At 67.6% G+C, this 24,625-nt stretch carries 23 protein-coding genes and 1 tRNA gene; 16 read left to right on the top strand and 8 right to left on the bottom strand.

All coding sequences use genetic code 11. The features are described from left to right. Window positions 1–145: 145 nt before the first annotated feature. From Q7V15_RS03740 to Q7V15_RS03750, 3 genes are all read left to right on the top strand, one after another. Window positions 146–838 carry a TVP38/TMEM64 family protein gene (locus Q7V15_RS03740; RefSeq protein ID WP_304753900.1) on the top strand — a complete coding sequence of 231 codons (693 nt, stop codon included), beginning with the start codon at window positions 146–148 and terminating at the stop codon, window positions 836–838. A 44-nt stretch (window positions 839–882) separates the two neighbouring features. Then, the gene (gene greA, locus Q7V15_RS03745) at window positions 883–1,362 is read left to right on the top strand and encodes a transcription elongation factor GreA (RefSeq protein WP_304753901.1); all 480 of its coding nucleotides are present in this window, start codon (window positions 883–885) and stop codon (window positions 1,360–1,362) included. Between the two features lie 72 nt (window positions 1,363–1,434). After that, complete coding sequence (locus Q7V15_RS03750; protein ID WP_304753902.1) at window positions 1,435–1,794, top strand: argininosuccinate lyase; 360 nt, start codon at window positions 1,435–1,437, stop codon at window positions 1,792–1,794. 48 nt (window positions 1,795–1,842) lie between these two features. Here the strand turns inward: Q7V15_RS03750 and Q7V15_RS03755 are convergent, their stop codons facing one another. Continuing rightward, a complete protein-coding gene (locus tag Q7V15_RS03755; RefSeq protein ID WP_304753953.1) occupies window positions 1,843–2,037 on the bottom strand; it encodes an alkylphosphonate utilization protein in 195 nt (64 codons plus the stop codon). A 252-nt stretch (window positions 2,038–2,289) separates the two neighbouring features. On the opposite strand from Q7V15_RS03755, the gene Q7V15_RS03760 reads away from it, so the two are divergent. Together Q7V15_RS03760 and Q7V15_RS03765 are read left to right on the top strand one after the other, a co-directional pair. Further along, entirely contained in the window at window positions 2,290–2,583 is a 294-nt protein-coding gene (locus tag Q7V15_RS03760) for a hypothetical protein (RefSeq protein WP_304753903.1), read from the top strand. Between the two features lie 25 nt (window positions 2,584–2,608). Next, complete coding sequence (locus tag Q7V15_RS03765) at window positions 2,609–3,766, top strand: iron-containing alcohol dehydrogenase family protein (protein WP_304753904.1); 1,158 nt, start codon at window positions 2,609–2,611, stop codon at window positions 3,764–3,766. Between the two features lie 6 nt (window positions 3,767–3,772). Here the strand turns inward: Q7V15_RS03765 and Q7V15_RS03770 are convergent, their stop codons facing one another. Continuing rightward, the gene (locus Q7V15_RS03770) at window positions 3,773–4,402 is read right to left on the bottom strand and encodes a TetR/AcrR family transcriptional regulator (protein WP_304753905.1); all 630 of its coding nucleotides are present in this window, start codon (window positions 4,400–4,402) and stop codon (window positions 3,773–3,775) included. A 138-nt stretch (window positions 4,403–4,540) separates the two neighbouring features. Here Q7V15_RS03770 and Q7V15_RS03775 point away from each other — a divergent pair, with 138 nt between their 5' ends. Further along, window positions 4,541–5,524: an NADP-dependent oxidoreductase gene (locus Q7V15_RS03775; RefSeq protein ID WP_304753906.1), complete on the top strand. Its 984-nt coding sequence runs from the start codon at window positions 4,541–4,543 to the stop codon at window positions 5,522–5,524. A 63-nt stretch (window positions 5,525–5,587) separates the two neighbouring features. Further along, complete coding sequence (locus Q7V15_RS03780; RefSeq protein WP_304753907.1) at window positions 5,588–6,727, top strand: zinc-binding dehydrogenase; 1,140 nt, start codon at window positions 5,588–5,590, stop codon at window positions 6,725–6,727. Between the two features lie 113 nt (window positions 6,728–6,840). Here Q7V15_RS03780 and Q7V15_RS03785 read toward each other — a convergent pair. Then, window positions 6,841–6,914: transfer RNA gene (locus Q7V15_RS03785), tRNA-Cys, on the bottom strand. A gap of 160 nt (window positions 6,915–7,074) precedes the next feature. Here Q7V15_RS03785 and Q7V15_RS03790 point away from each other — a divergent pair. From Q7V15_RS03790 to Q7V15_RS03805, 4 genes are all read left to right on the top strand, one after another. Next, window positions 7,075–7,644 (top strand): protein-L-isoaspartate O-methyltransferase, encoded by a 570-nt coding sequence (locus tag Q7V15_RS03790; RefSeq protein ID WP_304753908.1) that lies wholly within the window; start codon window positions 7,075–7,077, stop codon window positions 7,642–7,644. Between the two features lie 123 nt (window positions 7,645–7,767). Next, complete coding sequence (locus Q7V15_RS03795) at window positions 7,768–9,270, top strand: TolC family outer membrane protein (RefSeq protein ID WP_304753909.1); 1,503 nt, start codon at window positions 7,768–7,770, stop codon at window positions 9,268–9,270. A gap of 112 nt (window positions 9,271–9,382) precedes the next feature. Beyond that, window positions 9,383–9,982 (top strand): DUF2497 domain-containing protein, encoded by a 600-nt coding sequence (locus Q7V15_RS03800; RefSeq protein ID WP_304753910.1) that lies wholly within the window; start codon window positions 9,383–9,385, stop codon window positions 9,980–9,982. Window positions 9,983–10,107: 125 nt separating this feature from the next. After that, window positions 10,108–12,774 carry a valine--tRNA ligase gene (locus Q7V15_RS03805; RefSeq protein ID WP_304753911.1) on the top strand — a complete coding sequence of 889 codons (2,667 nt, stop codon included), beginning with the start codon at window positions 10,108–10,110 and terminating at the stop codon, window positions 12,772–12,774. Window positions 12,775–12,787: 13 nt separating this feature from the next. Here the strand turns inward: Q7V15_RS03805 and Q7V15_RS03810 are convergent, their stop codons facing one another. Next, a complete protein-coding gene (locus tag Q7V15_RS03810) occupies window positions 12,788–14,857 on the bottom strand; it encodes an ATP-binding protein (protein WP_304753912.1) in 2,070 nt (689 codons plus the stop codon). A gap of 193 nt (window positions 14,858–15,050) precedes the next feature. On the opposite strand from Q7V15_RS03810, the gene Q7V15_RS03815 reads away from it, so the two are divergent. Beyond that, window positions 15,051–16,808, top strand: coding sequence for a class I adenylate-forming enzyme family protein (locus tag Q7V15_RS03815; RefSeq protein ID WP_304753913.1), 1,758 nt, complete (start codon window positions 15,051–15,053; stop codon window positions 16,806–16,808). Between the two features lie 3 nt (window positions 16,809–16,811). After that, window positions 16,812–17,552 (top strand): TlyA family RNA methyltransferase, encoded by a 741-nt coding sequence (locus Q7V15_RS03820; protein WP_304753914.1) that lies wholly within the window; start codon window positions 16,812–16,814, stop codon window positions 17,550–17,552. Window positions 17,553–17,578: 26 nt separating this feature from the next. Here the strand turns inward: Q7V15_RS03820 and Q7V15_RS03825 are convergent, their stop codons facing one another. Further along, window positions 17,579–18,268, bottom strand: coding sequence for a hypothetical protein (locus Q7V15_RS03825; RefSeq protein ID WP_304753915.1), 690 nt, complete (start codon window positions 18,266–18,268; stop codon window positions 17,579–17,581). Window positions 18,269–18,442: 174 nt separating this feature from the next. Between Q7V15_RS03825 and Q7V15_RS03830 the strand changes: the two genes are divergently transcribed. Next, window positions 18,443–19,738, top strand: coding sequence for a class I SAM-dependent RNA methyltransferase (locus tag Q7V15_RS03830; protein ID WP_370689763.1), 1,296 nt, complete (start codon window positions 18,443–18,445; stop codon window positions 19,736–19,738). On the opposite strand, the gene Q7V15_RS03835 is transcribed toward Q7V15_RS03830, so the two are convergent. Beyond that, window positions 19,739–20,815, bottom strand: coding sequence for a PA0069 family radical SAM protein (locus tag Q7V15_RS03835; protein ID WP_304753916.1), 1,077 nt, complete (start codon window positions 20,813–20,815; stop codon window positions 19,739–19,741). 100 nt (window positions 20,816–20,915) lie between these two features. On the opposite strand from Q7V15_RS03835, the gene Q7V15_RS03840 reads away from it, so the two are divergent. After that, a complete protein-coding gene (locus tag Q7V15_RS03840) occupies window positions 20,916–21,347 on the top strand; it encodes a universal stress protein (RefSeq protein ID WP_304753917.1) in 432 nt (143 codons plus the stop codon). Window positions 21,348–21,378: 31 nt separating this feature from the next. Here Q7V15_RS03840 and Q7V15_RS03845 read toward each other — a convergent pair whose 3' ends face one another. After that, the gene (locus tag Q7V15_RS03845; protein WP_304753918.1) at window positions 21,379–22,344 is read right to left on the bottom strand and encodes a magnesium transporter CorA family protein; all 966 of its coding nucleotides are present in this window, start codon (window positions 22,342–22,344) and stop codon (window positions 21,379–21,381) included. A gap of 116 nt (window positions 22,345–22,460) precedes the next feature. Between Q7V15_RS03845 and Q7V15_RS03850 the strand changes: the two genes are divergently transcribed. Next, window positions 22,461–22,919, top strand: coding sequence for a hypothetical protein (locus Q7V15_RS03850; protein WP_304753919.1), 459 nt, complete (start codon window positions 22,461–22,463; stop codon window positions 22,917–22,919). A gap of 24 nt (window positions 22,920–22,943) precedes the next feature. Here Q7V15_RS03850 and Q7V15_RS03855 read toward each other — a convergent pair whose 3' ends face one another. After that, window positions 22,944–24,563, bottom strand: a complete 1,620-nt coding sequence (locus Q7V15_RS03855; RefSeq protein ID WP_304753920.1) for a lytic transglycosylase domain-containing protein — start codon at window positions 24,561–24,563, stop codon at window positions 22,944–22,946. Window positions 24,564–24,625 lie beyond the last annotated feature (62 nt).

Consider the following 24,625-nt stretch of genomic DNA (forward strand, 5'->3'; position numbering starts at 1 on the left):
GTAATCGGCGCCGAGGAACGGGAAGCCTTCCTGCGCCGGGCGGCGGCGCTGGGCTTGACGCTCCGGCCCTCGGGCCAGGTGGTGGGCCAGAACTATTCCGATGGCGAGGACCGTGAGCTCACCCTCTATGTCACGGCGCCGGTCGATGGGACGGGACGTGTCGGCCCCTGATCCCCGCCCTGGGCGTCGCGGGGCTCTGGTCGCCATCGGCGTCCTGTCCCTGGTGACCCTGCTGGGGTTCGCCGCCCCCCTGCTGCCCCTGGGGGACGCCGAGAGCCTGGCGCGGACGGTGGACGCCCTGGGGGAAGGACCACAGGCGCCGGTTCTGGGAATCCTCACCTTCGCCGCCCTGGCCAGCCTCGGGGCGCCGCAATTCGTACTGATCACGGCGCTGGTGCTGGTGTTCGGTCCCTGGGCCGGATTCGCCTATAGCTGGATCGGCAAGATGATCGCCTGCAGCCTGGGTTTCCTGGTGGGGCGGAAGTTTGGCGCGCGGCTGCTCCTGCAGCACCAGTCGAAGTCCATCGCCGCCCTGATGATGGGGCTGGCGCGGCGCGGCTTCTGGGTCAGCGCCGGCATCCGTCTGGCGCCGACGGTTCCCTCGGTGATGGTCAATATCGCCGCCGGCGCTACGCCCATGGGCTATTGGCCTTTCATCGCCGGGGCCGGGATCGGCAGCCTGCCCAAGATGGCGCTCATGGTGTTCGGTGGGGCCGCCGCCATTCAGGCCCTGCGCACCGGCGATCCGAGCGCCTGGGGGGCGGTGGGCCTGGCCCTGGTCCTGACCCTGATCATGTTTCTGGGCGTCCGCGCCTGGCGTCGCCGGCTGTCGCCCTGAGCGTCCTCTTTGCATCTAGGGGGCGCAACCCCTAGATTCCCACGATGAGCGTCGCCTTCACCCGAGAGGAAGACTACGAGTCCCAGGCCGCCGACCTGCCGGACCGTCCCGTCTCCGCCCATCCAAACCTCGTCACCGCCTCAGGCCTCGCGGCCATTGAGGCGGAGCTCGCCCAGGCCCGGACCGCCTATGGCGCCGCCCAGCAGCAGGGCGGAGTCAGCGCCGACCGCACCGCCATGGCGCGCGCCACCCGCGATCTACGCTACTGGTCGGCCCGCCGGGCCACAGCCCAGCTCACCGAACCCGCGACGGAAGTCGACAAGGTCCAGTTCGGCCGGACGGTGGATCTTGAGCGGGAGGACGGCCGTCGGCAGACCTTCCGCATCGTCGGCGAGGATGAAGCCCAGCCGGGGCAGGGGAGCGTCTCGTATGTCTCGCCGATCGCCCGCGCGCTCCTGGGAAAAACGGTGGGGGAGGTGGCCCTGGTCAATGGCGCCGAGGTCGAGGTTCTCGCCGTCCGGTAGGCGGGGAAAACTCTGTCGCCTGAAAGTCTTGGGTGCTAACGCTCAAGCTTGATTCACACAGAGTGACCCCCAATGAAGACGCTTGCCGCGGGCCTTGCCGCCCTTCTGTTCCTGGCCGCCGCCCCAGCCGTGGCTGGCGATCAGGATTTCACCCTGACCAACGCCACCGGCTACACCATCGAGCAGGTCTATGTGGCCCCCAGCCGGTCCAATAACTGGGAAGAAGACGTCATGGGCGCCGACGTCCTCGGGGACGGGGAAGAGGTCGATATCGTGTTTGACGCCGCTGAAGGCGCCTGCAGCTTCGACCTCAAGGTCGTCTATGACGACGGCGAGGAGGCCGTGTGGTCGCGCCTCGACCTGTGTTCGATCTCCAGCGTGGCGATCTACTATAATCGCGCCACCGGCAGGACCTGGGCCGAAACCGAATAGTCCACCGCGTTCGGGGCTCCTGCGCTTCAGGGCGCGGGAGCCTTCACCTCAGGCCTTGCGTACGAACTCCGCGCGCAGCACCAGGCCCTTGATCCCCTCGTAGCGACAGTCGATCTCCTGGGCGTCCCCCGTGAGCCGGATCGACTTGATCACCGTGCCACGCTTCAGGGTCTGGCCGGCGCCCTTGACCTTCAGGTCCTTCACCAGGGTGACGCTGTCGCCGTCGGCCAGCAGGGTCCCCATGGCGTCACGCACCTCGACCTGGTCGGCCTTGGCCGCATTGGCCGCCGCCTCGCTGGCGGACACCCATTCGCCGGTGGTTTCGTCATAAACGAAGTCGTCGCCCTGCGCGCTCATGCGGATCTCCTGCTGCGCCTCCCCTTAGCCGATGATGGCTGACCACCTCAGGAAATTCTCCCGCCGGCTCATGCCAGGCGACAATTTGCAATGATATAACATTGCACGTTAGATGCCCTTTCCAGAGGGAGGCGGGGTATGGCGACGAGGCGGGACGGAAAGTCGGGCGGCCTGGCCCTTGACCCCCATGAGGCCCGGCGGCTCATCGAGGCCGTCGAACGGGAAGACCTCGAGCGGGCCCGCCGCGTCGTCAATGGCGCGCTCGAGGAGGCCGGCCGTCAGTGGATTCCCCTTGGCGCCACCGCCATGGCTCTGGCATTCGCCCTGGGAGAGCTGACCAACCGGGCCGGGAACGCCGCGGGGCTGGCCGACGCCCTGGAGCGGGCGGCGGCTCAGCTCCGCGCCAGTCCGAGCGACGGCGGCCTCCATTGATTGAAGAATTATTCGGGGAGACTCCATGCTTGCTAAACAGACCTTTCAGATCCGCCCCCTGCCGACCCTTGTGTTCGGCGTCGACGCCAGCCTGGATCTCGCCAGCCACGTAAAGGCGCTCGGTCGGACCTCGGCCCTGATCGTCACCGACAAGGGCCTGATGGCCAGCGGCGCGGCTACCGCCCTGCTGGAGAAGCTGGCCGCCGACGGCGTTCAGGTGGAGGTGTTCGACGGCGTGGCCGCCAATCCCACCGACGAGAATGTCGAGGCCGGCGCCCTGCGCCTGCGCGCCCTGGGCGACGCCGTCGTCATCGCTCTGGGCGGAGGATCGTCCATGGACTGCGGCAAGGCCATCGCGCTGCTGGCCACCAATGGCGACAAGGTCACCGACCTGCAGACCCGCGGGCGCAAGGAGCCTGGGGTTCCTGTGATCGCGGTGGCCACCACGGCGGGCACCGGATCGGAAACCAATTCGGCCTGCGTGATCACCAACACCGCCTTGGGCCGCAAGACCTATGTCATGCACCCAAGCATCGTGCCGGTGGTCTCGGTCCTGGACCCCAAGCTGACCCTGGGCCTGCCGAAGTATCCCACCGCCACCTGCGGCTTCGACGTGCTCACCCACGCCATCGAGGCCTTCACCTCGGCTCGCACCACGCCCTATTCGGACGCCGTGGCGCTCGGCGCCATCGAACTTGTGGCCAAATATGTGCGCACGGCGGTGGAGAATGGGGCTGACCTTGAGGCGCGCTCGCAGATGCTGATGGCTTCGAGCATGGCGGCGATCGCCTTCAACGTCTCGGGCCTCGGCGCCGCCCACGGCACCGGCCACGCCCTGTCGGCGCGGCTGAACGCGGCGCATGGCCAGACGCTGGCGACCATGCTGCCCCACGTCATGGGCTACAACCTCGAGGTCTGCGCGGCCAAGTACGCCCAGGTGGCGGAGGCCATGGGGGCGGCCAAGCCGGGCGCCTCCATCGAGGATCAGGCCCGGGCCGCCATCGAAGCGGTCGTCGCCCTGCGGGACGATATCGGCATCACCCGATCAATCCGCGACCTGGGCGGGACGGACGAGTTGCTCCCGTTGCTGGTGGGCGACGCCATGGCCGATGGGGTCAATCTGAGCAATGCCCGTCCCGTCGACGCCCAGGCCATCGAAGCCCTCTACCGCGCCGCCTGGTAGGCCGCCTCAGGACCGCCGCGGTCTGACGGCCGCGGCGGCCAGATCGGCGATCTGGCGCAGCCGCCCCCGATAGGCGGCCAGCTCCAGCGGTCCATCAGGTCCCTGCTTGGCGCCCCGGGTGGCGGCGAGCAGGGTCTCGACCACCGCCTGGGCGCTGAGACCTGCGCTCTCCAGATCAATCTCTCGGGCCGTGTCTGCGGCTTGGAACACCCGCAGCAGACGTTCGGCATAGGCCGCGTCCGCCGCCCGCCCCAGATCAGCGCCGATGCGGGTGCGCGTGTCGTCCAGCTCCAGCAGGTGCGCAGACCTTGCGTAGCGCTCATGGGCCTTGCCGCACTGGGCGTCGAGCAGCAGGTAGAGGCGTTCGGCGAAGGGCAGGTCGGCCGCCTCCGCATGGTCGCAGCTGCAGCTCAGCTCCGCCAGGGTGCGGGCGTGCATGGCCCGGAACACCGCCTCCTTGCCATCGAAATAGAGATAGAGCGTGCCCTTGGCGACGCCCGCGGCCCGGGCGATGTCGTCCATGGCCGTGCGCCGGAATCCGAAGGCGGCGAACAACTCCTGGGCCGCATCCAGGATGGCGGCGGTCTTGCCGCGGGCCTCGGCGGCGTCCCGCGCCTCGGGGATGGGATCGGACATGACCCCTGTTTGGCGCCTGCCGCGATTGACAGCAAGCGGCTGACTGCACCAAATGACCGTATAGACTCATTTGGTCATTTTTCCGGCTGGGGCCTGTCGTTCACACCCCTGGGCCGCGCCTGCGCAAGGACTATCGCCATGACCCTCTCCCGCCAGATCCATCTCGTGCGCCGCCCCAATGGCGTGCCGACCCTCGACGACTTCGCCCTGGTCGAGGCTCCCGTCGCCGACGCCGGGGAGGGGCAGGTGCAGGTCGAGGCCCTGATGATGTCGGTGGATCCCTATATGCGGCCGCGCCTGGACGCCGATCAGCCGCTCGGCGCGCCCCTGCTGGGCGGCGGCATCGGCCGGGTGGTCCAGTCACACAATGACCGCTTCGCCGTCGGCGATCTGGTGCGGCACGGGGCCGGCTTTCAGGAGCGCTTCGTCTCGGACGGGAAGGGACTGTCGGTCCTCAAGCGCGATCCTGAGCTTCCGCTCAGCGTCTATATGCACGCCCTGGGCGCCACCGGCATCACCGCCTATGGGGGCCTCTTGGAGACCGGCGCGCTGAAGGACGGCGAGCAGGTGTTCATCTCGACCGCCGCCGGCGCCGTGGGATCGGTCGCCGCCCAGATCGCCAAGATCAAGGGCTGCTATGTGGTGGGTTCCACCGGCTCTGACGACAAGGTCGCCTGGCTCCGCGACGAGGTCGGCCTGGATGCGGTGATCAACTACAAGACCCAGGATCTGGCCCAGGCCCTGAAGGACGCCACCCCCAAGGGGATCGACGTCTATTTCGAGAATGTCGGCGGCGGGCATCTGGACGCCGCCCTGCCGCGCATGAATGTCCGCGGCCGCATCCCGGTCTGCGGGATGATCTCGACCTATAACGGCGGCGGCGAGGGGGTGAAGAACCTGTTCAGCCTGATCTACGGCCGAATCCGCATGGAAGGCTTCGTGGCCAGCGACTTCGGCCACCTGAACGCGGCCTTTCTGTCCGACATGACTGGCTGGCTGAAGGGCGGGCGGGTCAAGTACCAGGAGACCATCCTGGAGGGCTTCGAGCGGGCGCCCGAGGGCCTGATCGGCCTGTTCTCCGGCGCCAACAACGGCAAGATGCTGATCCACATCGCCGACTGACGCCTGCTTAAGCGTCCTATCGATCCAATCACATAAAAACCTGAGATTATTGGGAGACTCTAGATGACCTTCGACATGCAGACGACCGGCCTCCAGTTGCGATCCCTGGTGAAGGCCAGCGGCGAACTGGAACTCTCCCTGGTCAGCGTTCCGGTGCAGCCGCCGGGGCCCGGCGAAGTCCTGGTCCGGGTGGAAGCCTCGCCCATCAACCCATCCGATCTCGGCCTGCTGGTCAGCGCCGCCGACATGAGCCAGGCCAAGGCCAGCGGAACCGCCGCAAGCCCGGTGATCACCGCGCCGATCCCCCCGGCCTATATGAAGGCCATCGCCGCGCGGGTGGATGAGTCCATGCCGGTGGGCAATGAGGGCGCGGGCGTCGTGGTGGCCGCCGGCGAAGGGGCGGAGGGTCTGGTGGGCAAGACCGTCGCCCTGCTGGGTGGGGCGATGTACGCGCAGTATCGCACCGTACGCGCGGCCGATATTCTTCTGCTGCCGGACGATGTGACGCCGGCCGAGGGCGCCTCCTGCTTCGTCAATCCCCTGACCGCCCTCGGCATGGTCGAAACCATGCGCCGCGAGGGTCACACCGCCCTGGTCCATACGGCGGCGGCCTCGAACCTTGGCCAGATGCTGAACCGCCTGTGCCTCAAGGACGGCGTGCCTCTGGTGAACATCGTCCGCAGCGCCGAACAGGCGGCTCTCCTGAAGGGGCAGGGCGCGGTCCATGTGCTCGACAGCACCTCGCCGAACTTCACTGAGGAACTCACCGAGGCCTTGGTGACCACCGGCGCGACTCTGGCCTTCGACGCCATCGGCGGAGGCCGCCTGGTGGGCCAGATCCTGACCGCCATGGAAGTGGCGGCCAATCGCAAGGCCACCGAGTACAGCCGCTATGGCTCCACCACCTACAAGCAGGCCTATATCTATGGCGGCCTCGACACCCGGCCGACTGAGCTGAACCGCGGCTTTGGGATGTCGTGGGGCGTCGGCGGCTGGCTGTTGACGCCGTTCCTCATGAAGATCGGGGCCGAAGCCGCACAGGCCCTGCGCCAGCGGGTGGCTTCGGAGCTCAAGACCACCTTCGCCAGCCACTACACGGCCGAGATCTCCCTGGCCGAGGCTCTGCAGCCGGACATTCTGGCGGCCTACAACCGCCGCGCCACGGGCGAGAAGTATCTGATCACCCCCAACAAGGGGGTCTGACACCCCCCAACGACTCTGGAATCCGACGCCCCCTGAGGCTCAGCCTCAGGGGGCGTCGACGCGCGTCTGGCGATTCGCGCCAGATGCTGGACGGGGCAGGGAGGGGAAAGGTTTGGAGGCCTGGCCCGGAATCGAACCGGGGTGCACGGATTTGCAATCCGCTGCGTAACCACTCCGCCACCAGGCCATCCGGTGACTGGCGCCCCTGATCCAGGCGCGCCGTCTCGTGCGGAGGCGGATCGCTAACAGAACCGCCCGCCCGCGGCAATCTCTCTTGCAGCGGGTGATTGCGCTCCGGTCCGGGCCGGACCTATAAGCGCGCTTCACCTGCACGCTTCCGAGGTCACATGGTCGACTTCTCCGCCGCCCGCCTGAACATGGTCGACAGTCAGGTCAGGACCAACGACGTGACGGATCTGCACGTGCAGGACGCCATGCGCGCCATCCCCCGCGAGGGCCTGCTGCCGCCTGAGAGGGCCTACTTGGCCTATGCGGACGCCGAGGTCCCCTACGCCCCCGGCCGCGCCCTCCTGGCGCCCCGGGACGTGGCCAAGCTGCTGCATGGCCTGGCCATCGCCCCAGGCCATAAGGCCCTGGCCATCGCCGCTCCCTATGGCGCTGCGGTCCTCGAACATGCGGGCCTGCGGGTTGAGCGTCTGGATGGCGAGGAGCTGATCCCTTCGGCGACCCAGGCCTATGACGCCATCATCTGCGAAGGCGCCGTGGTCAAGGCGCCGACGGCCTGGACCGACGCCCTGGCGCCCGGGGGCCGGCTGGCGGTGATCGAACGGCTCGGCCCGGTGGGCAAGGCGGTGATCTATACGCAGAGCCCCACAGGCCTGGCCCGTCGAGAAATCTTCGACGCCACTCCCAGCTATCTTGGCGGATTTGAGCCTGAGCAAGGATTCGCGTTCTGAGACGTGCTGAAACACATGCGAAAGCCGCGTGTGAAAAAAGCTTAAGGTTGCGCCCCCTGGCCGAGTTGGAAACAGCCGGCCATATAGGGCGTAGAGCTATTTCGCCTTAGTCGGGGACTACGTATGTTCATCAGCCGTCGCGGAGCCTTGGTGGCCGCCGTCTTCAGTACGGGTTTGACGCTTGGAGGGCCGGCGTCGGCCGAGTCCCTGGCTGATGCTATCGCGCTCGCCTACGAGACCAATCCTGTCCTTCAGGCGCAACGGGCGACCCAGCGAGCGTTGGACGAAAGCATCGTTCAGGCGCGTTCCGGTTGGCGTCCGTCGCTGAGCGCCTCGGCCTCAGGTCAGTACACTGAAACCCGCACCCCGCGGCAGTTTGCCGACCTGGATGGCGACGGCGTGCCTGAGACTTCGGTCGGCGGGATCACCGAGACGAACTCGGCGGCCACCAGTCTCAATCTGACCCAGCCGGTCTGGACCGGGGGACGGGTCGGGGCGACGGTCTCCGCGGCTCAGGCCGATGTGCTTGCTGGGCAGGAGAATCTGCGGCGCATTGAGGCGGAGGTCCTGGGCGGCGTCATCGTCGCCTATGTGGACGTCCGCCGTGACCAGGAGGCGCTGCGTATTCGCCAGGACAATGTCCAGGTCCTGACCCGGCAGCTGGAAGAAACCGACGCCCGCTTCGAAGTGGGCGAGATCACCCGGACCGACGTGGCCCAGGCCCAGGCCCGCCGCGCCGCCGCCGAGGCCCAGATGCGTTCGGCCGAGGCGCAACTGGCCATCAGCCGCGCAGCCTATGCCGCCATCGTCGGCCAAAATCCTGGCGACCTCGATCCCGAGCCGCCGCTGACCGCGGCGCTTCCGGCGACCGTCGATCAGGCCTACGAGGCCGCCGAGCGCAACAATCCGCAACTCCGGCAGGCGCGCTACAACGCCCAAGGCGCCGCTGCTCGGGTGGCCGCCGCCCGGGCCGAGCGGATGCCGAACCTGTCCTTGACCGGCAGTGTCGGCTGGAGCGGCCTGGCCGATCCCTTTGAGCCTTCGGACTATTCGCGAAACGTCACCGGCCGGGCGACCCTGACGGTGCCGCTCTTCACCGGCGGGCTGAACAACTCCCGGGTCCGTGCGGCGCGGGAGCGGGAGAACGCCAGCGAGCTTTCCGTCGAACAGGCCCGCCGCACCGCCCTCCAGAACGTGACCCAGGCCTGGAGCCAGCTCCTCGCCGCCCGGGCCAATATCGGCTCCACCGACGTTCAGGTTCGCGCCGCCCGGATCGCCGCCGAGGGTGTTCGTCAGGAACAGCAGGTGGGTCTGCGCACCACGATCGACGTGCTGAACGCCGAGCAGGAGTTGCGGGCCGCCGAACTGGCCCAGGTCTCCGCCCGTCGCGATGAATATGTCGCTGCGGCGTCTGTCCTGGCCGCTGTGGGTCGACTGGACGCGGCGAACCTTGCGCCTGATCTCGCCGCCTATGATCCCAAGGCCAATGGGCGGGCCCTGCGCTACACCTGGGGTTGGACCCCGTGGGAGGAGCCAATTGGCGTCGTCGACTCTGTTTTCGCCCCGCAGCCGGTGGAATACGCCCGCGACGCCCCAATGACCACTGCGGGCGCCCCGGCCCAGTAAGGCGGCGCGGCGACGACAACCGCCTTGCGTCGCAAAGCTAAAATTGCAGGATTGCTCTATCGCGCCTAGGCTGGCGCACGGATTCCCTACCGCATCAAACACGGCGCGCCTCATGTCCGATCAGACCTCCCAAGAACCGACGATGGAGGAGATTCTCGCCTCCATTCGCCGCATCATTTCGGAGGACGACGCTCCAGCGGACGAACCGAAGGCCGAAGAAGAGGCGCCGGCCGAGCCGGCCGCGCCCGAGCCGGTCGAAAGCTATGCGCCGGAACCCGAGCCGGAACCTGCGCCCGCCTACGAAGCCGCCGCCCCGGAGCCCGAGCCCGAGCCCGAGGATGACGCCCTGGAGCTGACCGATCGCGTCGATCAGGTCGGCGACCTGGATGTCTATAGTCCCACAGCGGCGCCGGCCTCCTCAGAACCTGAATCGGCGGTCTATTCGCCGCCGCCGGCCAGCTACGAGCCTGCCGCCAGCCAGGGCGGCGACGAGGGCCTGCTGAGCCAGACGGCGGCCACGGCCGCGGCCTCGGCCTTCGGCCAGCTTTCGGCGGCCATTGGCATGCCGCACACCGATCGCACCCTCGAGGACGTGGTTCGCGAAATGCTGCGCCCGCTGCTCAAGCAGTGGCTGGACGACAACCTTCCGCAGATTGTCGAGGCCTCGGTCCGCGAAGAGGTCGAGCGTATCGCCCGCGGGCGCGTACGCTAGGATCAGGCCTCCCACGCCCAGGCGTGTGAGCCGCCGAACCCGCCCCGCCCGGGCGGGTTCGTTCGTTTTCGGAGCCCCCGTCTTTCCTGGCGGGACTGGCGCCTGTATGGACCCCGTGATCCGCCATGCTTGAAAAGACCTTCCATCCCAAGACCGCCGAGCCCCGCCTCTATGAGGCCTGGGAGCAGTCGGGCGCCTTCGCCCCGACCGATGATCCGAACGCCGAGCCGTTCTCCATCGTCATACCGCCGCCGAATGTCACCGGCTCCCTGCACATCGGTCATGCGCTGAACAACACGCTGCAGGACGTGCTGATCCGATTTGAGCGGATGCGGGGCAAGGCTGCGCTCTGGCTGCCCGGCACCGACCATGCGGGCATCGCCACCCAGAACATCGTCGAGCGCCAGCTGGCGGAGGCCGGCAACATCAGCCGCCGCGAGATGGGCCGCGAGGCCTTTGTCGAGAAGATCTGGGAGTGGAAGGCCAAGTCCGGCGGGACCATCGTCAACCAGCTGCGCCGTCTCGGCGCCTCCTGCGACTGGAGCCGCGAGCGCTTCACCCTGGACGAGGGCCTGTCGGACGCCGTGCGCAAGGTGTTTGTCCAGCTCTACAAGGAAGGTCTGATCTATCGCGACAAGCGGCTGGTGAACTGGGACCCCCACTTCCAGACCGCCATCTCCGACATTGAGGTCGAGCAGCGAGAGGTCGATGGCCACTATTGGCACTTCGCCTATCCGCTGGAGGACGGCTCCGGCGAGATCGTCGTGGCCACCACGCGCCCTGAGACCATGCACGGCGACACGGCCGTGGCCGTCCATCCTGACGACGCCCGCGACAAGCATCTGGTCGGCAAGGCCGTCCGCCTGCCGATCGTGAACCGGCCCATTCCGATTATCGCCGACGAGTATCCCGATCCGGAAAAGGGCTCGGGCGCGGTCAAGATCACCCCGGCCCATGACTTCAACGACTTCCAGGTGGGCAAGCGCCACAACCTGCCGGTCATCAACGTTTTCGACGACTATGCGAAGATCAACGAGAACGCCCCGCCGGAATATCGCGGCCTGGACCGGTTCGCCGCCCGCAAGAAGGTGGTCGAGACGTTCGAGGCCCTCGGCCTGCTGCGCGAAATCGAGAAGACCCGCCATGTGGTGCCGCACGGGGACCGCTCGGGCGCCGTGGTCGAGCCCTATCTGACCGACCAGTGGTACGTTGACGCCAAGACCCTGGCCGGCCCCGCCATCAAGGCGGTGGAGGAGGGGCGGACCGTTTTCGAGCCCCGCAACTGGGACAAGACCTATTTCGAATGGATGCGGAACATCCAGCCCTGGTGCATCTCGCGCCAGCTCTGGTGGGGGCATCGCATCCCGGCCTGGTACGGCCCGGACGGCAAGCCCTTCGTGGCCGAGACCGAGGACGAGGCCAAGGCCGCGGCCCGCGAGCACTATGGCCGTGACGAACCTCTGAAGCAGGACGAGGACGTCCTCGACACCTGGTTCTCCTCAGGGCTGTGGCCGTTCTCCACCATGGGCTGGCCCGACAAGACCAGCGATCTGGCGCGCTTCTATCCGACCCACACCCTGATCACCGGCTTCGACATCATCTTCTTCTGGGTCGCCCGGATGATGATGCAGGGGATCCACTTCACCGGCGAAGCGCCCTTCAAGCGGGTCTTCATCAACGCCCTGGTCCGCGACGCCGAGGGCAAGAAGATGTCCAAGTCCAAGGGCAATGTCCTGGACCCGCTGGAGCTGGTGGACGAGTTCGGCGCTGACGCCCTGCGCTTCACCCTGACGGCCATGTCGGGCCAGGCCCGCGACATCAAGCTCTCGCGCCAGCGCATTGAAGGCTATCGGAATTTCGGCACCAAGCTGTGGAACGCCACGCGCTTCTGCCAGATGAACGGCTGCGCCCGAGCCGAAGGCTTCGATCCGGCGACCCTGCAGGTTCCGCTCAACCGCTGGATCGTCGGCGAGGCGGCCCGCACCAGTCAGGCCGTGACCAAGGCCCTGGACGGCTGCGGCTTCGATGAGGCCGCAGGCCTGCTCTACCGCTTCATCTGGAATGTCTACTGCGACTGGTACGTGGAACTCGCCAAGCCGCTGCTCAATGGCGAGGACGCCGCCGCCAAGGCCGAAACCCAGGCCACCGCCGCCTGGGCTCTGGACGTCATCCTGACCCTGCTGCACCCGATCATGCCCTTCCTCACCGAAGAGCTCTGGGCGCAGACGGCGGGCGAGGGGGCGGCGCGCAACCATCAGGGCTTCCTGATGACCGCGCCCTGGCCGGAGCTGGGCGAAGACCTGATCGACAAGGCGGCCGAGGCCGAGATCGGTCTGATCATCGCCGCGGTCAGCGAGGGCCGGTCGGTTCGCGCTGAGCTGAACGTGCCGCCGGCCGCGCGGCCCGACCTGCTGGTGATCGAGGCCAGCGCTGAGCAAAGGGACATCCTCGAACGCTCGGCGCCGGTCATCTGCCAGACCCTGCGCGTGGCGTCGGTCCAGGCGGTGGAGCGCGCCCCGGACGGCGCCATTCCCTTCGTGGTCGAAGGCGCGACCCTGGCCCTGCCAGTGGCGGCCTTCATCGACCTGGCCGCCGAGCGGGCGCGCCTGACGAAGGAGATCGCCACCCTGGCCTCAGATGTGCAGCACACGGCCAAGAAGCTGGGCAATCCCGACTTCGTGGCCCGCGCGCCTGAAGAGGTGGTTGAGGAAAATCGTGAGCGCATGGCGGAGGCGCAGGCCGCCAAGGCCAAGCTCGAAGTGGCCTTGGATCGGCTGGCTGGAGTCGGCTGACCCGGATGGCCGCCTAGGCGATTTTGACCTGCAGGGGGACTTGCGGGGTCAGGATCTGGGTGGCCAGGGCCAACAGGTCGGCGTGGGAAATAGGCTTGGACAGCACCCCGTCCATGCCGGCGTCGAAGCACTTTTCCTCGATCTCACTTCCGGTCTGCGCCGTCAGGGCGACGATGGGGGTGTCGGCGTTCATCGGGCAGCCGGAGCGGATGGCGGCGGCGGCGGCCAGCCCATCCATGACCGGCATGTTCACATCCATCAGGATCAGGTCGAAGCGCTCCACCGTCGCCCGCTCTACCGCTGTGCGGCCGTTTTCAGCCTCTGCGGTGGTCACATCCGGGGAAGCGAGAAACAGGCGGACCAGCTCGCGATTGACCGGATGGTCATCAACGATGAGCACTCGGCCAGCGATGCTGGGGGCTGGGCCGGAAGGCGCCACATCCTCAGCGGCCGAGGTGGGGATGGGGACGGCCGGAGCTGCGGGAATTTCAAGCCAGAAGCAGGCGCCGGGTTGGTCCCGGGCGTCGGCCCCGATCTGGCCCCCCATCAACTCAATGAGCTCCCGGCAAATCGCCAAGCCCAGGCCGGTGCCCCCATGACGACGGGTGACGCTGGAATCCCCCTGGGCGAAACGCCGGAACAGCTTTTTGCGGTGCGCCTCGGGGATGCCTGGACCGCTATCGATGACCTCGATACGCAGGTTTTCACCTGCCGGTCCGGCCGACTGCAGATGAATGCGCACCGCCCCGTGGTCGGTGAACTTGACCGCATTGCCGGCCAGGTTCAGCAGAACCTGCCGCAAGCGCAGGCCGTCAACCTTGCGGCAGGGATGGTTCAGGTCGTTGATGATCTGCAACCTCACACCCTTGACCAAGGCCTGCACCGAGAGAATGTCCCGAACCTCCTCGACCAGGGCGGGAATCTCCGTCGGTTCCAGTTCGAGCTCGATCTGGCCGGCCTCCAGCTTGGAGACGTCGAGCACATCATTGATCAGGGCCAGCAGCGCATCTCCAGCCGTCGCGATGCGCCGGACGTGGCCAGCAGCGGCTGCGGGCAGGAGGGTTTGTTGGAGCAAGGCGGTGAAGCCGAGGATGCTGGTAAGGGGAGTCCGGAGCTCATGGCTCATATTGGCGAGGAAGGCGGCCTTGGCCTCCACCGCGGCCTCGAGCCGCGCCTGCAAGGCCCGCTGCACCGTCACGTCCCGGTAGAGGCTGACCAGTTCTGAGGGGTGGCCGGCGGCGTCCCGGACCACGCGGGAAGCCCCCTCCAGCCAACGGGTCTCCCCGGTCTTGGTCAGAGCCGGGTAGGGCTTCTGCATCACCTCGTCTGGGGATGCGGGATCAAAGTCAGGTGCGGTAGGGTCAAACAGGGTCGCAAGGCCGGCCAGGACCGCGGACCGATGGTCTGGTGGAACGAAATCGGCCAGGCTGAGCCCGATCACCTCGTCCGGGTCATAGCCAATCATCCGGGTGGACGGCGAAGCGTAGGAAATCTTGCCCGTGTGGTCCGTGCGCAGCAGGATGTCATGGCAGTGGTCGGCGAGCATCCTGTAGCTGGCTTCACTCCGCGCCAGCTGCGCCTCTGTCTCCTTTCGCAGGGCAAGCTCCGTTCGCAGGCGCAGGGCGTCTTCCACGGCGTCGGCGAGGCTGCGGAGCTGTCCGCGGGCAAGGGCGCTCATGGGGGGCCGCGGCGCCGTGTCCAGAACACAAAGCGTACCGATCGCCGCCCCCGTCGGACAGCGGATGACCGCGCCGGCATAGTAGCGCAGACCCATTTCTCCCCAGACCAGGGGGTTGTGGTCAAAGCGCGGGTCGAGGGTGGTGTCGGGCGTCTCAAAAACGGCCTCGCCCGAAGCCAGGGCGTGGGTGCAGAAGGAAATGTCCAGGGGGGTCTCGGACACCGTCAGGCCAACCTTGGCCTTGAACCACTGTCGATCGCTGTCGAGGATTGAGAAGACGCTGATCGGCGCGGCGAAGATCTGTGACGCCAGCGACACCAGCGAATCAAATGAGGTCTCAGGCTCCGTATCCAGGAGGCCGAGCCGACGAACGGCTGTGAGGCGTGCAGCGATGGCGGGATCCATGGGGCGCGCTCCGAACTTGGTCCTCAACCTGGGCGATTGGTCCTTAACGACATGCTTCCTGGCGGTGCGGCCCGCCGCCGCAGGTTGAGCGCGTTGAGGCGAACACATGTTTGCCACCGCTCCCAGGTTATGCTTGTTCACCCAGGAAGATGCGGGGGCTGTCTGACCCCTGCGCAGCATTAGGAGAACGCTCATGACCGAGGCCGCTCTGCCTCCCGGCTGGCCTGCCATGTCCATCGCTGACGCCCACGCCCTGCTCACAGCACCGGGTGTCCCGTTCGAGATGGAAGAGGTCACCATCCGCGGTGTGACCATGAAGGCCTGGAAGAACTCGCCCCCGACCCTGCGTTCGGTGGTCGAGGCCGGCCGCGCCCACGGGGAGCGGATCTTCCTGGTCTATGAGGATGAGCGGGTTTCCTTCGAAGCCTTCCACCGGGCGGTGGCCAACCTCGCCAAGGAATTCGCCGCCCGCGGCGTCACCAAGGGCGACCGGGTCGCCATCGTCATGCGCAACCTGCCCGAATGGGTGGTGGCCTTCTATGCCGGCGCTTCGCTGGGCGCCATCGTCACGCCGCTCAACGCCTGGTGGACCGGGCCGGAGCTGGAGTACGGCCTGACCGATTCCGGCGCCAAGATCGTGGTGCTGGACGCCGAGCGCTATGAACGCCTCACCGAGCACCTGCCCAACTGCCCCGACCTGGTGCGGGTCTATGTGTCGCGGGAGTCCGATGAGATCGCCCACCCCGACGTGACCAAGCTTGAGGATGTGCTCGGCGAGACCAACGGCTGGGGCGACCTGCCCGACCTGGGCCTGCCCGACGTCGAGATCGACCAGGACGATGACGCCACCATCTTCTACACCTCAGGCACGACCGGTAAGCCGAAGGGCGCGCTTGGCACCCATCGGGGGGTCAATTCCAACATCCTGACCGCCGCCAGCGCCGGCGCGCGGCGGTTCCTGCGGCGCGGGGAAATGCCGCCGGCGCCCGATCCGGACGGTCCGCAGCGCTCGTCCCTGATCTCGGTGCCCTTCTTCCACGTCACCGGCTGTTTCGCGGTCCTCAACCCCAGCCTGTTCGCCGGCGCCAAACTGGTGATGATGCACAAGTGGGATGCGGTGCGGGCTTTCGAGCTGATTGAGCGCGAGAAGATCCAGTCGGCCGGCGGCGTGCCGACCATCGCCTGGCAGCTGATCGAGCACCCGGCCCGGGCCAATTACGACCTGTCGTCGCTGGAATCCGTGGCCTATGGCGGCGCGCCCTCGGCGCCCGAACTGGTCCGTCGGCTCAGCGAAACCTTCCCCAAGTCGCAGCCCGGCCAGGGCTGGGGCATGACTGAGACCTGCGCCACCGTCACCAGCAATGGGGCTGAGGACTACACCAACCGCCCCGACAGCTGCGGCCCGGCCGCCCCGGTGGCCGAACTGAAGATCGTCGATCCGGCGGACGGCGTGACCGAACTGCCCATCGGCGCCGTCGGCGAACTGTGGGCCAAGGGGCCGATGGTCGTGAAGGGCTATTGGAACAAGCCCGAGGCCACCGCCCAGACCTTTGTTGACGGCTGGGTGCGCACCGGCGACCTGGCGCGGCTGGATGAGGAAGGCTTCTGCTTCATCATCGACCGGGCCAAGGACATGCTGATCCGCGGGGGCGAGAACATCTACTGCGTCGAGGTCGAGAACGTCCTCTACGACCATCCGGCGATCATGGACGCCGCCATCGTCGGCGTGCCTCACCGTACGCTCGGCGAAGAGCCGGCCGCCGTGGTCACCCTGAAGCCCGGCGCCGAGGTGACCGAACAGGAGCTGCGCGCCCATGTCGCCGAGCACCTGGCGGCCTACAAGGTGCCGATCGCGGTGAAGTTCTGGCACGAGACCCTGCCGCGCAACGCCAATGGCAAGATCCTGAAGAACGAGCTCAAGAAGCTGTTCGAGGAACCGGCTGACGCCTGACCCATGGGCCGTAAGCGCGTCGACCTGCTCCTGGTCGAGCGCGGCCTGTTCGACAGCCGCGCCAAGGCCCGGGCCGCCATTGAGGCGGGCCGGGTCATGGTCGGCGGGCAGGCGGTTCGCCGGCCGGCCGACCTGTTGGATGACGATTGCGAGATCACGGCTACGCCGGCGCATCCTTGGGTGGGCCGCGGCGCGCTGAAGCTTGCCCACGCCCTGGATCTCTGGCCCATCGCGGTGGAGGGCCGACGGGTTCTCGATGTGGGGGCCTCAACGGGGGGGTTCACCGAGGTGTGCCTGAGCCGCGGGGCCGCGCGCATCTGCGCCGTCGATGTGGGGCGGGGGCAGTTACATCCGAGGATCGCCGCCGATCCGCGGGTGCTGAGCCTTGAAGCGACCGACGCCCGAAATGTCGATCTTGGCCTGGTGGGGTTCGCTCCGGATCTGATCGTCTGCGACGTCAGCTTCATCTCCCTGGCCAAGGCCCTGCCGCGCGCCCTCAGTCTCGCAGGGGCGGGCGCTGAGGCGATCGTGTTGGTGAAGCCGCAGTTTGAGGTGGGACCAGGGGCCGTGGGCAAGGGGGGCGTGGTCAAGGACGAGGCGGCCCGCGCCCGCGCCCTGGCAGAGGTTGAGGCGTTCCTGGGCGATGTCGGGTGGCAGGTGAACGCCGTGGCGCAGAGCCCGATCACCGGCTCGGACGGCAATCTTGAATTTCTGCTCTGGGCCGCGAAAAAGCCGCCCGGCTGAACCGGGCGGCTTGATGCTGTCAGACCTTAGTCGACGACCTGATAGCGCCCCGAGCTGTCGCGGCAGACCCGGACGAAACGCTTCTGGGTCGAACCATCGGGCATGTAGATCGGGCTTTCGGCGATGCTGCAGCCGTCCGCGCCGGGACGCTGGGCTACCGAATAGGTCCGACCGTAGCGGTCATGCGCCTGGCCATAGGCGGACGATGAAGAATAGCCGTAGCGGTTGGCGTCATAGGACGAGCCGTAATAGCCGGGCGCCGCGCCGCTCTGGTAGTAGCCGCCCTGATACTGGTGCTGGGGCTGGCTGTAGGTCTGGCCGTAGGGCGCCTGGGCGTAGTAGCCACCACCGTACTGGCTGTTCTGGGTGGCCTGGTTGTTGTAGCCCGGCGCGCAGGCTGCGGACCGGTTGCCGACCGCTGCGCCGGCTGCGGCGCCAAGGGCGCCGCCCAGCAGAGCCCCTTCGGTGCGCACACCGCCAGCCGCGGCGTTGGAGCCGATCACCGCGCCCAGAGCGCCGCCGATCAGGGCTGCGGTGGTGCTACGGTTGGTCTGGTCGCGGCGGCAGGGATCGTAATAGGTGTTCCCCTGGGTCTGACCGTAATAGCCGTAGGACTGGGCCGAGGCCATGGTCGGGACCGCCGCGGCGGCGGCGAGAGTGGCGACGCCCGCAACCGCGGCGACGGCGCCCTTGGCGATGGTGGAACGGGTGGACATCGTAGCTCTCCCTTGAGCGGAAAATCGTGAACGGGTGCGAAACTCGCCCTTGTCGATTTCCAATATGGCGGCGCTTTCCTGAACGGCCCTTGAGCGGGTTGTTCATCTTCGTTCATCTTGCCGGCGACGCACCAGTCGTGGCGTCGGGCGTCGAAATGTGAAATGGCCCTGGGGATGCGAAGTTCCAAGCCCACACGCCGCTCCTCCGTCCGCCCTCCAGCCGGGCCTGCGCCCGAGACAGAGGTGACGATCACCGAAATGGGCGGTGAGGGCGACGGCATGGCCCCGGGGCCCATCTTCGCCTCCTTCACCCTGCCCGGCGAGCGGGTGCGGGTGGCTGGTGTGGGAGAGCGCCGCAAGACCCTGGCGATCCTCGAGCCGAGCGCCGAGCGGGTTGAGCCCCCCTGTCCGCATTTTGGCCAGTGCGGGGGCTGCGCCCTGCAACACTGGCGCATGGACGCCTACCTTGGCTGGAAGCGCGAGCGGCTGATCGGAACCCTCGCCCGCCAGCATATCGAAACCGAGGTGTCGCCGATCTTCGCCTCGCCGCCGTTCAGCCGCCGGAGGGTGGCCCTGCACGCTCGGCAAGGCGTCCGGGGCGAGGCGCGCCTGGGCTACAAGATCCGCAATTCCTGGGACCTGGTGGACATTCAGGTCTGTCCTATCGCTGATCCCAAGATCACGGCCGCCCTGCCGGCCATGCGACGGCTGGCGGCCCCGCTGTTTGAGCATCCGAAATCAGCGCCAACTCTGCACGTCACCCTGACCGATGATGGAATCGACATCGACATCACCGGCGTAGAGCGCAAGAGCGGCGGACTTTCGGCTGACGCCCGCATGCGACTGGCCGAGCAGGCTGCGGCCAGCGGCTTCGCCCGGGTCTCCATGGATGGCGAGATCGCCTATATGGACCAGGCCGCCCCCAGCGTCCGTCTTGGCGACATCCGCGTGGTCCTGCCGCCGGGCGCCTTCCTGCAGGCCGTCCCCGCCGCCGAACGGGTCATGGTGGATTTCGTGGCCAAGGCCGCGGCCGGCGCCGAACGGATCGCCGACCTCTATTGCGGGGTGGGCACTTTCACCTTCGCCCTGGCGGAAATCGCGCCGGTCTACGCCGCCGATGGTTCAGCGCCCGCCATCGCCGCGCTGAACGCCGCCGTCGCCACCGCGCCGGGCCTGAAGGGCGTGACGGCCGAGGCGCGGGATCTGGTCCGGCGGCCGCTGCTGATTCAGGAAATGAAGAAGATCGACCTGGTCGTCTTCGATCCGCCCCGGGCCGGCGCCGCCGAGCAGGCCGGTGAGATCGCTGGCTCCAAGGTCAGTCGGGTCATCGGCGTTTCGTGCAACCCGGCGACCTTCGCCCGAGATGCGCGCACCCTGATCGATGCGGGCTTCCGCCTGGATCAGGTGCTGCCCGTGGATCAGTTCCTGTGGTCGCCGCATGTGGAGCTGGTGGGCGTCTTTTCCCGCTAGCTAGCCGAACAAGTCCACCTGATCGCCCACGCGGGGCGGGACCTTGAAGGCCGACAGATCGAGGTCAGGCAGAGGCCGGTCCAGGCCATAGCGCCGCCTGGCTACGCGAAACCTCTGGCCCATCATCTGGGCCACCGGCCCCTGGCCCTTCATCCGGGCGCCGAAGGTGGCGTCATAGGCCTTGCCGCCGCGCATCTGGCGCACCAGCGACATCACCCGCGCCGCACGGTCGGGGTGATCGGTGGCCAGCCATTCCTCGAACAGGTCCTTGATCTCCAGGGGCAGGCGAAGGGCCACATAGCCGGCGCCCACAGCGCCGGCCTGGGCGCTGCGCTCCAGCACCGCCTCCATCTCGTGGTCGTTCAGGCTTGGGATGGCCGGGGCGAACATCACCACCACGGGCACGCCAGTCTTGGCCAGGCCCTCGACGGCGGCCAGGCGACGCTCTGGCGTGGCGGCGCGTGGCTCCATGCTGCGGGCGAGCCTGCGGTCGAGGGTGGTGATGGAGATGGCGACGCGGGCGAGGCCCCGGGCGGCCATGTCGCCCAGTATGTCGGCGTCTCGCAAGATCAGGGCCGACTTGGTGATGATGGTGAAGGGGTGGGCGAACCGTTGCAGCACCTCCAGCACCTGGCGGGTCACCCGATGCTGGCGCTCAATGGGCTGATAGGGGTCGGTGTCGCCGCCGATGTGGATGACTCGCGGCGCATACCGGGGCGCAGACAACTCCCTTTCCAACAGTGTGGCGGCGTCGGGCTTGAAGAACAGCCGGCTCTCGAAATCCAGACCCGGCGACAGGCCAAGAAAGGCGTGGGCCGGCCGGGCGTAGCAGTAGATGCAGCCGTGCTCGCAGCCCCGATACGGATTGATCGAGCGGTCGAAACCGACATCGGGGCTGGTGTTGCGCGCGATGATCGTCCTCGCCTTGTCCGGCAAGACATGGGTTTGAAGCTGGGCCGGCGTCTCGTCGTCAAGGGTCCAGCCGTCATCGAAGGCCTCAAGCTTGCGACTCTCGAACCGACTGCTGGCGTTGGTGCGCGCCCCGCGGCCGCGGATCTGCTGGGTGAAGGTGACCACATTCCCAGGCTACCCAACCGGCGAGAACAAAGCAAGAACTCCTGGTGGGTGGGGGTGGCGGATGCTAGCTTGGCTTCAGGGTCAATCGCGGAGGTGATGTGTGTCCGGATCGGCCAAGAACGTCGAGCTTGTCTGCGGAATAGACGGCAGCCCCCATGCGGCGATCGCGATAGATCTGGCTTGCCGTCTATCCAAGGGGCTGGGCCTGGGCCTGTGTCTGATCGCGGTCAATCGTCTCCGCTCTGCAGGGGGCTACCCCGATCTGCGAGACTGGAGCGAGGTGGAGGCCAGGGCCATTTTGCGGGGGGCCGAAGATCAGGCGCGCCGGAGCGGGGCGGCCCCGCGGCTCATGCTTGCCGAGGGTCGGGATGTGGCCAAGGCGCTTCTGACTGCGGCCGAGGAAGTGGGCGCAAGGCACATCGTGGTGGGAACCGGAGACCCTAAGGGGTTGGGGAGATTGTTGATGGGGTCGGTCGCCACAGCCGTGGCCGAACAGGCCCACGTCAGCGTGACCATCGCCCGCGGCCCATAGCCAAGGGGCGTGCTGCGATAGGCAGGAGGGTTCAGAGCCAGCCGCGCTTCTTGAAGTAGAGGTAGGGCAGGCCGGCGGACAGGACCATGAGGCCTAGGGCGGCTGGATAGCCCCAGGGCTGAGACAGCTCGGGCATGTATTCGAAATTCATGCCGTAGATTGAGGCGATCAGGGTGGGGGGCAGCAGCGCGACCGAGGCCACCGAAAAGATCTTGATGATCTGAGTTTGCTGAACATTGATCAGGCCCAGGGTGGCGTCCAACAGGAAACTCAACTTCGCCGACATGCTGTCACACAGCTCCCCCAGCGCGGCGGCGTCCCGTTGCAGCATCCGCACCTTTTGTCGGCTCTCCCGGGGAGCGCGGCGCGCCGTGGAGTCCAGGGCGGCGTGGTAGGCGAGCAGCCGCTGAAAGCTCGAAAGGCTCTCCCGCACCATGCCCAGGAGGTCGCCCTTGCGACCGATATCGCCGATCAGGATTTCCAGGGCTTCGCTCTGGGTTCGCCCCATGGCGCTCCGACGGAAGACGCCGGCTGAAATCGCATCGATCTCAGCGGCGGTGTGCTCCATCGTATCGGCGTAGCGGTCGATCAGTCCTTCGATCAGCGAGAGCATGACGCTCTCCCCGTCCGTCAGCGGCTCCGGCGCCCGCGCCGATGCGCGGCTGATGAAGGAATCGAACGCCTTGATGCTGACGTGCCTGATCGTCACCAGCTGACGGTCGCGCAGGACGAAGGTTACTGGAGCCTTGCTCGGCGTCTCCGTGGTCAAGCCGATCGCCACCGTGGCCGTCATCACCTCGGCGCCGCCATCGGTGTAGAGCCGGGCCGAGGGCTCAATGTCCGACATTTCTTCCGGGGTCGGAAGATCAATCTTCTGCCAAGACTCGGCCAGCGCCGATTCTTCACTGGAGGGGGAGGTCAGGTCAGCCCACACCGCCTCGGGGTCCAGCGACCCCACTTCAAGGCGCCCCTCCCGCAACTGATAGACCATGAGCATGAAGGGCCTCCTGACTCTGCGGCGGCCGTCACACCAGCCGCGGGGAGGGCCGTCAACCCCGGCCCGTCAGGACAACGGCCCTTGACCAGATGGTTTCCGCACGGCTCATGCGGCCAATGCTCACCGTCATCATCCCCGCCCATGATTCTGCTGAGGCCCTCGCCGGCCTGCTCGCCGCCCTGGTGCCGGCCGCCGTCGATGGGCTGGTGCGGGAGGTGATCGTCGCCGACGGGGACTCAGACGCGGCCACCGCGGCGCTCTGCGAAGACGCCGGCGCGCAGCTGCTGAGGGGCTCGATCGCTGCGGCCGCGGCGGTCGCCAAGGGCAACTGGCTGTTGATCCTGGAGCCGGAAATGCGGTTTCCGAGCCGCTGGATCGAGGTGGTGGCTGACCACAGTTCGCGCGCCACCCAGCCGGCCCTGCTGCTGCCCCCGCTGGGGACGGGCTGGCTCGCTGGTCGTCGGCAGGCGAACAGCGCAGGTCTGCTCATTCGCACACGGGACTTCGGCGGAACCCAGGGGGATATGAAGACCCTGCGTGCGCAGTTCGGTCGTCGGGCCTTGCGTTTGGGTTGAGCCCCGCGGCTCTAACCAGCGGCTCTAAAAGGTCATCTTGCCGTCGAAGTCGAGACGGGCGTCGATCATGCGGGCGCCCCGGGCGGCGGCGTCCAGGGTGCGAGACGACTCACCAAAGTGATCGCGATAGGCCCAGTAGGCGGCGACGACCTTTTCCACATAGTTACGGGTCTCGACCGATGGCAGGCACTCGATGACCAGCAGGCTGTCGGCCTGCTCGCCGACCATGGCGACGGTCTTCTGCAGCGTGCCAGGGCCGCCATTATAGGCCGCCACAATCTGGAGCAGGTCATAGCCGACCCCACGCTCCATCAGCCAGGTCAGGTAGTCCTGGCCAACCCGCAGATTGAACGCCGGGTCAAACAGCGGGCTCATATCCTGTTTCAGCTTGTCGTCGCCGGCGGCCCGCGCGGCGGCTTCCGGCATGAGTTGCATCAGGCCGACAGCCCCGGCCGGAGAGACCGCCGCCGGATTGAACCGGCTCTCCTGGTGGACAATGGCGTAGACCAGGGCCTTGTCGATCGTGAAGCCCCACTTGGGCTCCAGGGATGGCGTGGGGTAGGCGAAGGTCGCCCGAAGCCGCGCCGGAGACCTGTCAGCCTGAGATGTGAGGGGGGCGTTGAGGGCGAGGGCCAGCGTCGTCCAACGGCTCCGCTCGGCCTCGGACCTGGCGAGCATGAGGCCAGCCCGCAACTCCATGCCAGCCTCAAGGGCCAGACCCAGTTGCGACAGCGCCACGGCGCGGTGAGCCCTGGGGTCAGACTTGGCGAAGCGAACGATTTCTATGCTGTCGCCGCCCAGGCCAGACGCCCGGAACAGCTGAGCCTTCGGCGCCTGTTCTGAGAGGCGAAGCGGCGCAGCCTCCTCGCCGCCGAGGGCCAGGCGTCGGTCGGCGATCATGCCGTAGAAGGTTTCAGGATGACCGGCGGCCACCCGGAGGTGGGCGATCGCCCGCTCGGCCTCGGACTCCCGTCCGGCCGCCCGGGCCGCCCAGAAGCCCGCGCCCGACTGGAGCCAGGCCCCTTCTTCAGGGTCCCGGGCCACGGCGCTGAAAAAGCCCTCAGCCTCCTCGTAGCGGCCCATCCGGTAGGCCGCCATGCCGGCGATCCAGCGTTCGCCGGCGCTGCCGGCGAGGTCATAGGCCCGGGTGACGTCGCCGCCATAGAAGGCCTGGCGGGCGGCGCGGCCCTTATCGGCGTTCAGCCGTCCGCCGACCCGCTGGGCTGCGTTCTCCACCCGGCCCCAGTCCAGGCCCGTGACCACCGGCGTCCGAGGCGCCGGCGCGCCGGTGGGACGGCGTTTCAGAGCCAGGGCGTAAACCCGCTCTGCGCCGGGGAGATCGGCATAGTCCGCCAGCCAGCCGCTGAGCTCCTGATAGGACGACACATGGGCTGTGGGGTGCATCAGCTGTCGCAGGGCCACATGTCCGGCGAGGCTGCGATCCTTCAGCTCGGCCATCTGCATCTGGGCGTCGATGAAGTCGCCCCGGTCCACCGCGGCGAAGACCCCGCGATAGCGGGCGAGGTCCCAGGGGTTCAACACCTGAGGCGCGGCCCAGGCACGGGTGGCGCCGCCTGCCGTCACAGCCGCGCTCACAGCGCCCAGACCCAGGCTAAAGACCTGCCTTCGCGTCGATGTCGTCATGCGACCTTCCACGTCCGCCGACATGTCGCAGCGGTTCCGTGGCCCTTTTCTCGAAGCTCAGC

Origin of the sequence: Phenylobacterium sp. (genome assembly GCF_030651755.1) — a bacterium.
Lineage (GTDB): Bacteria > Pseudomonadota > Alphaproteobacteria > Caulobacterales > Caulobacteraceae > Phenylobacterium.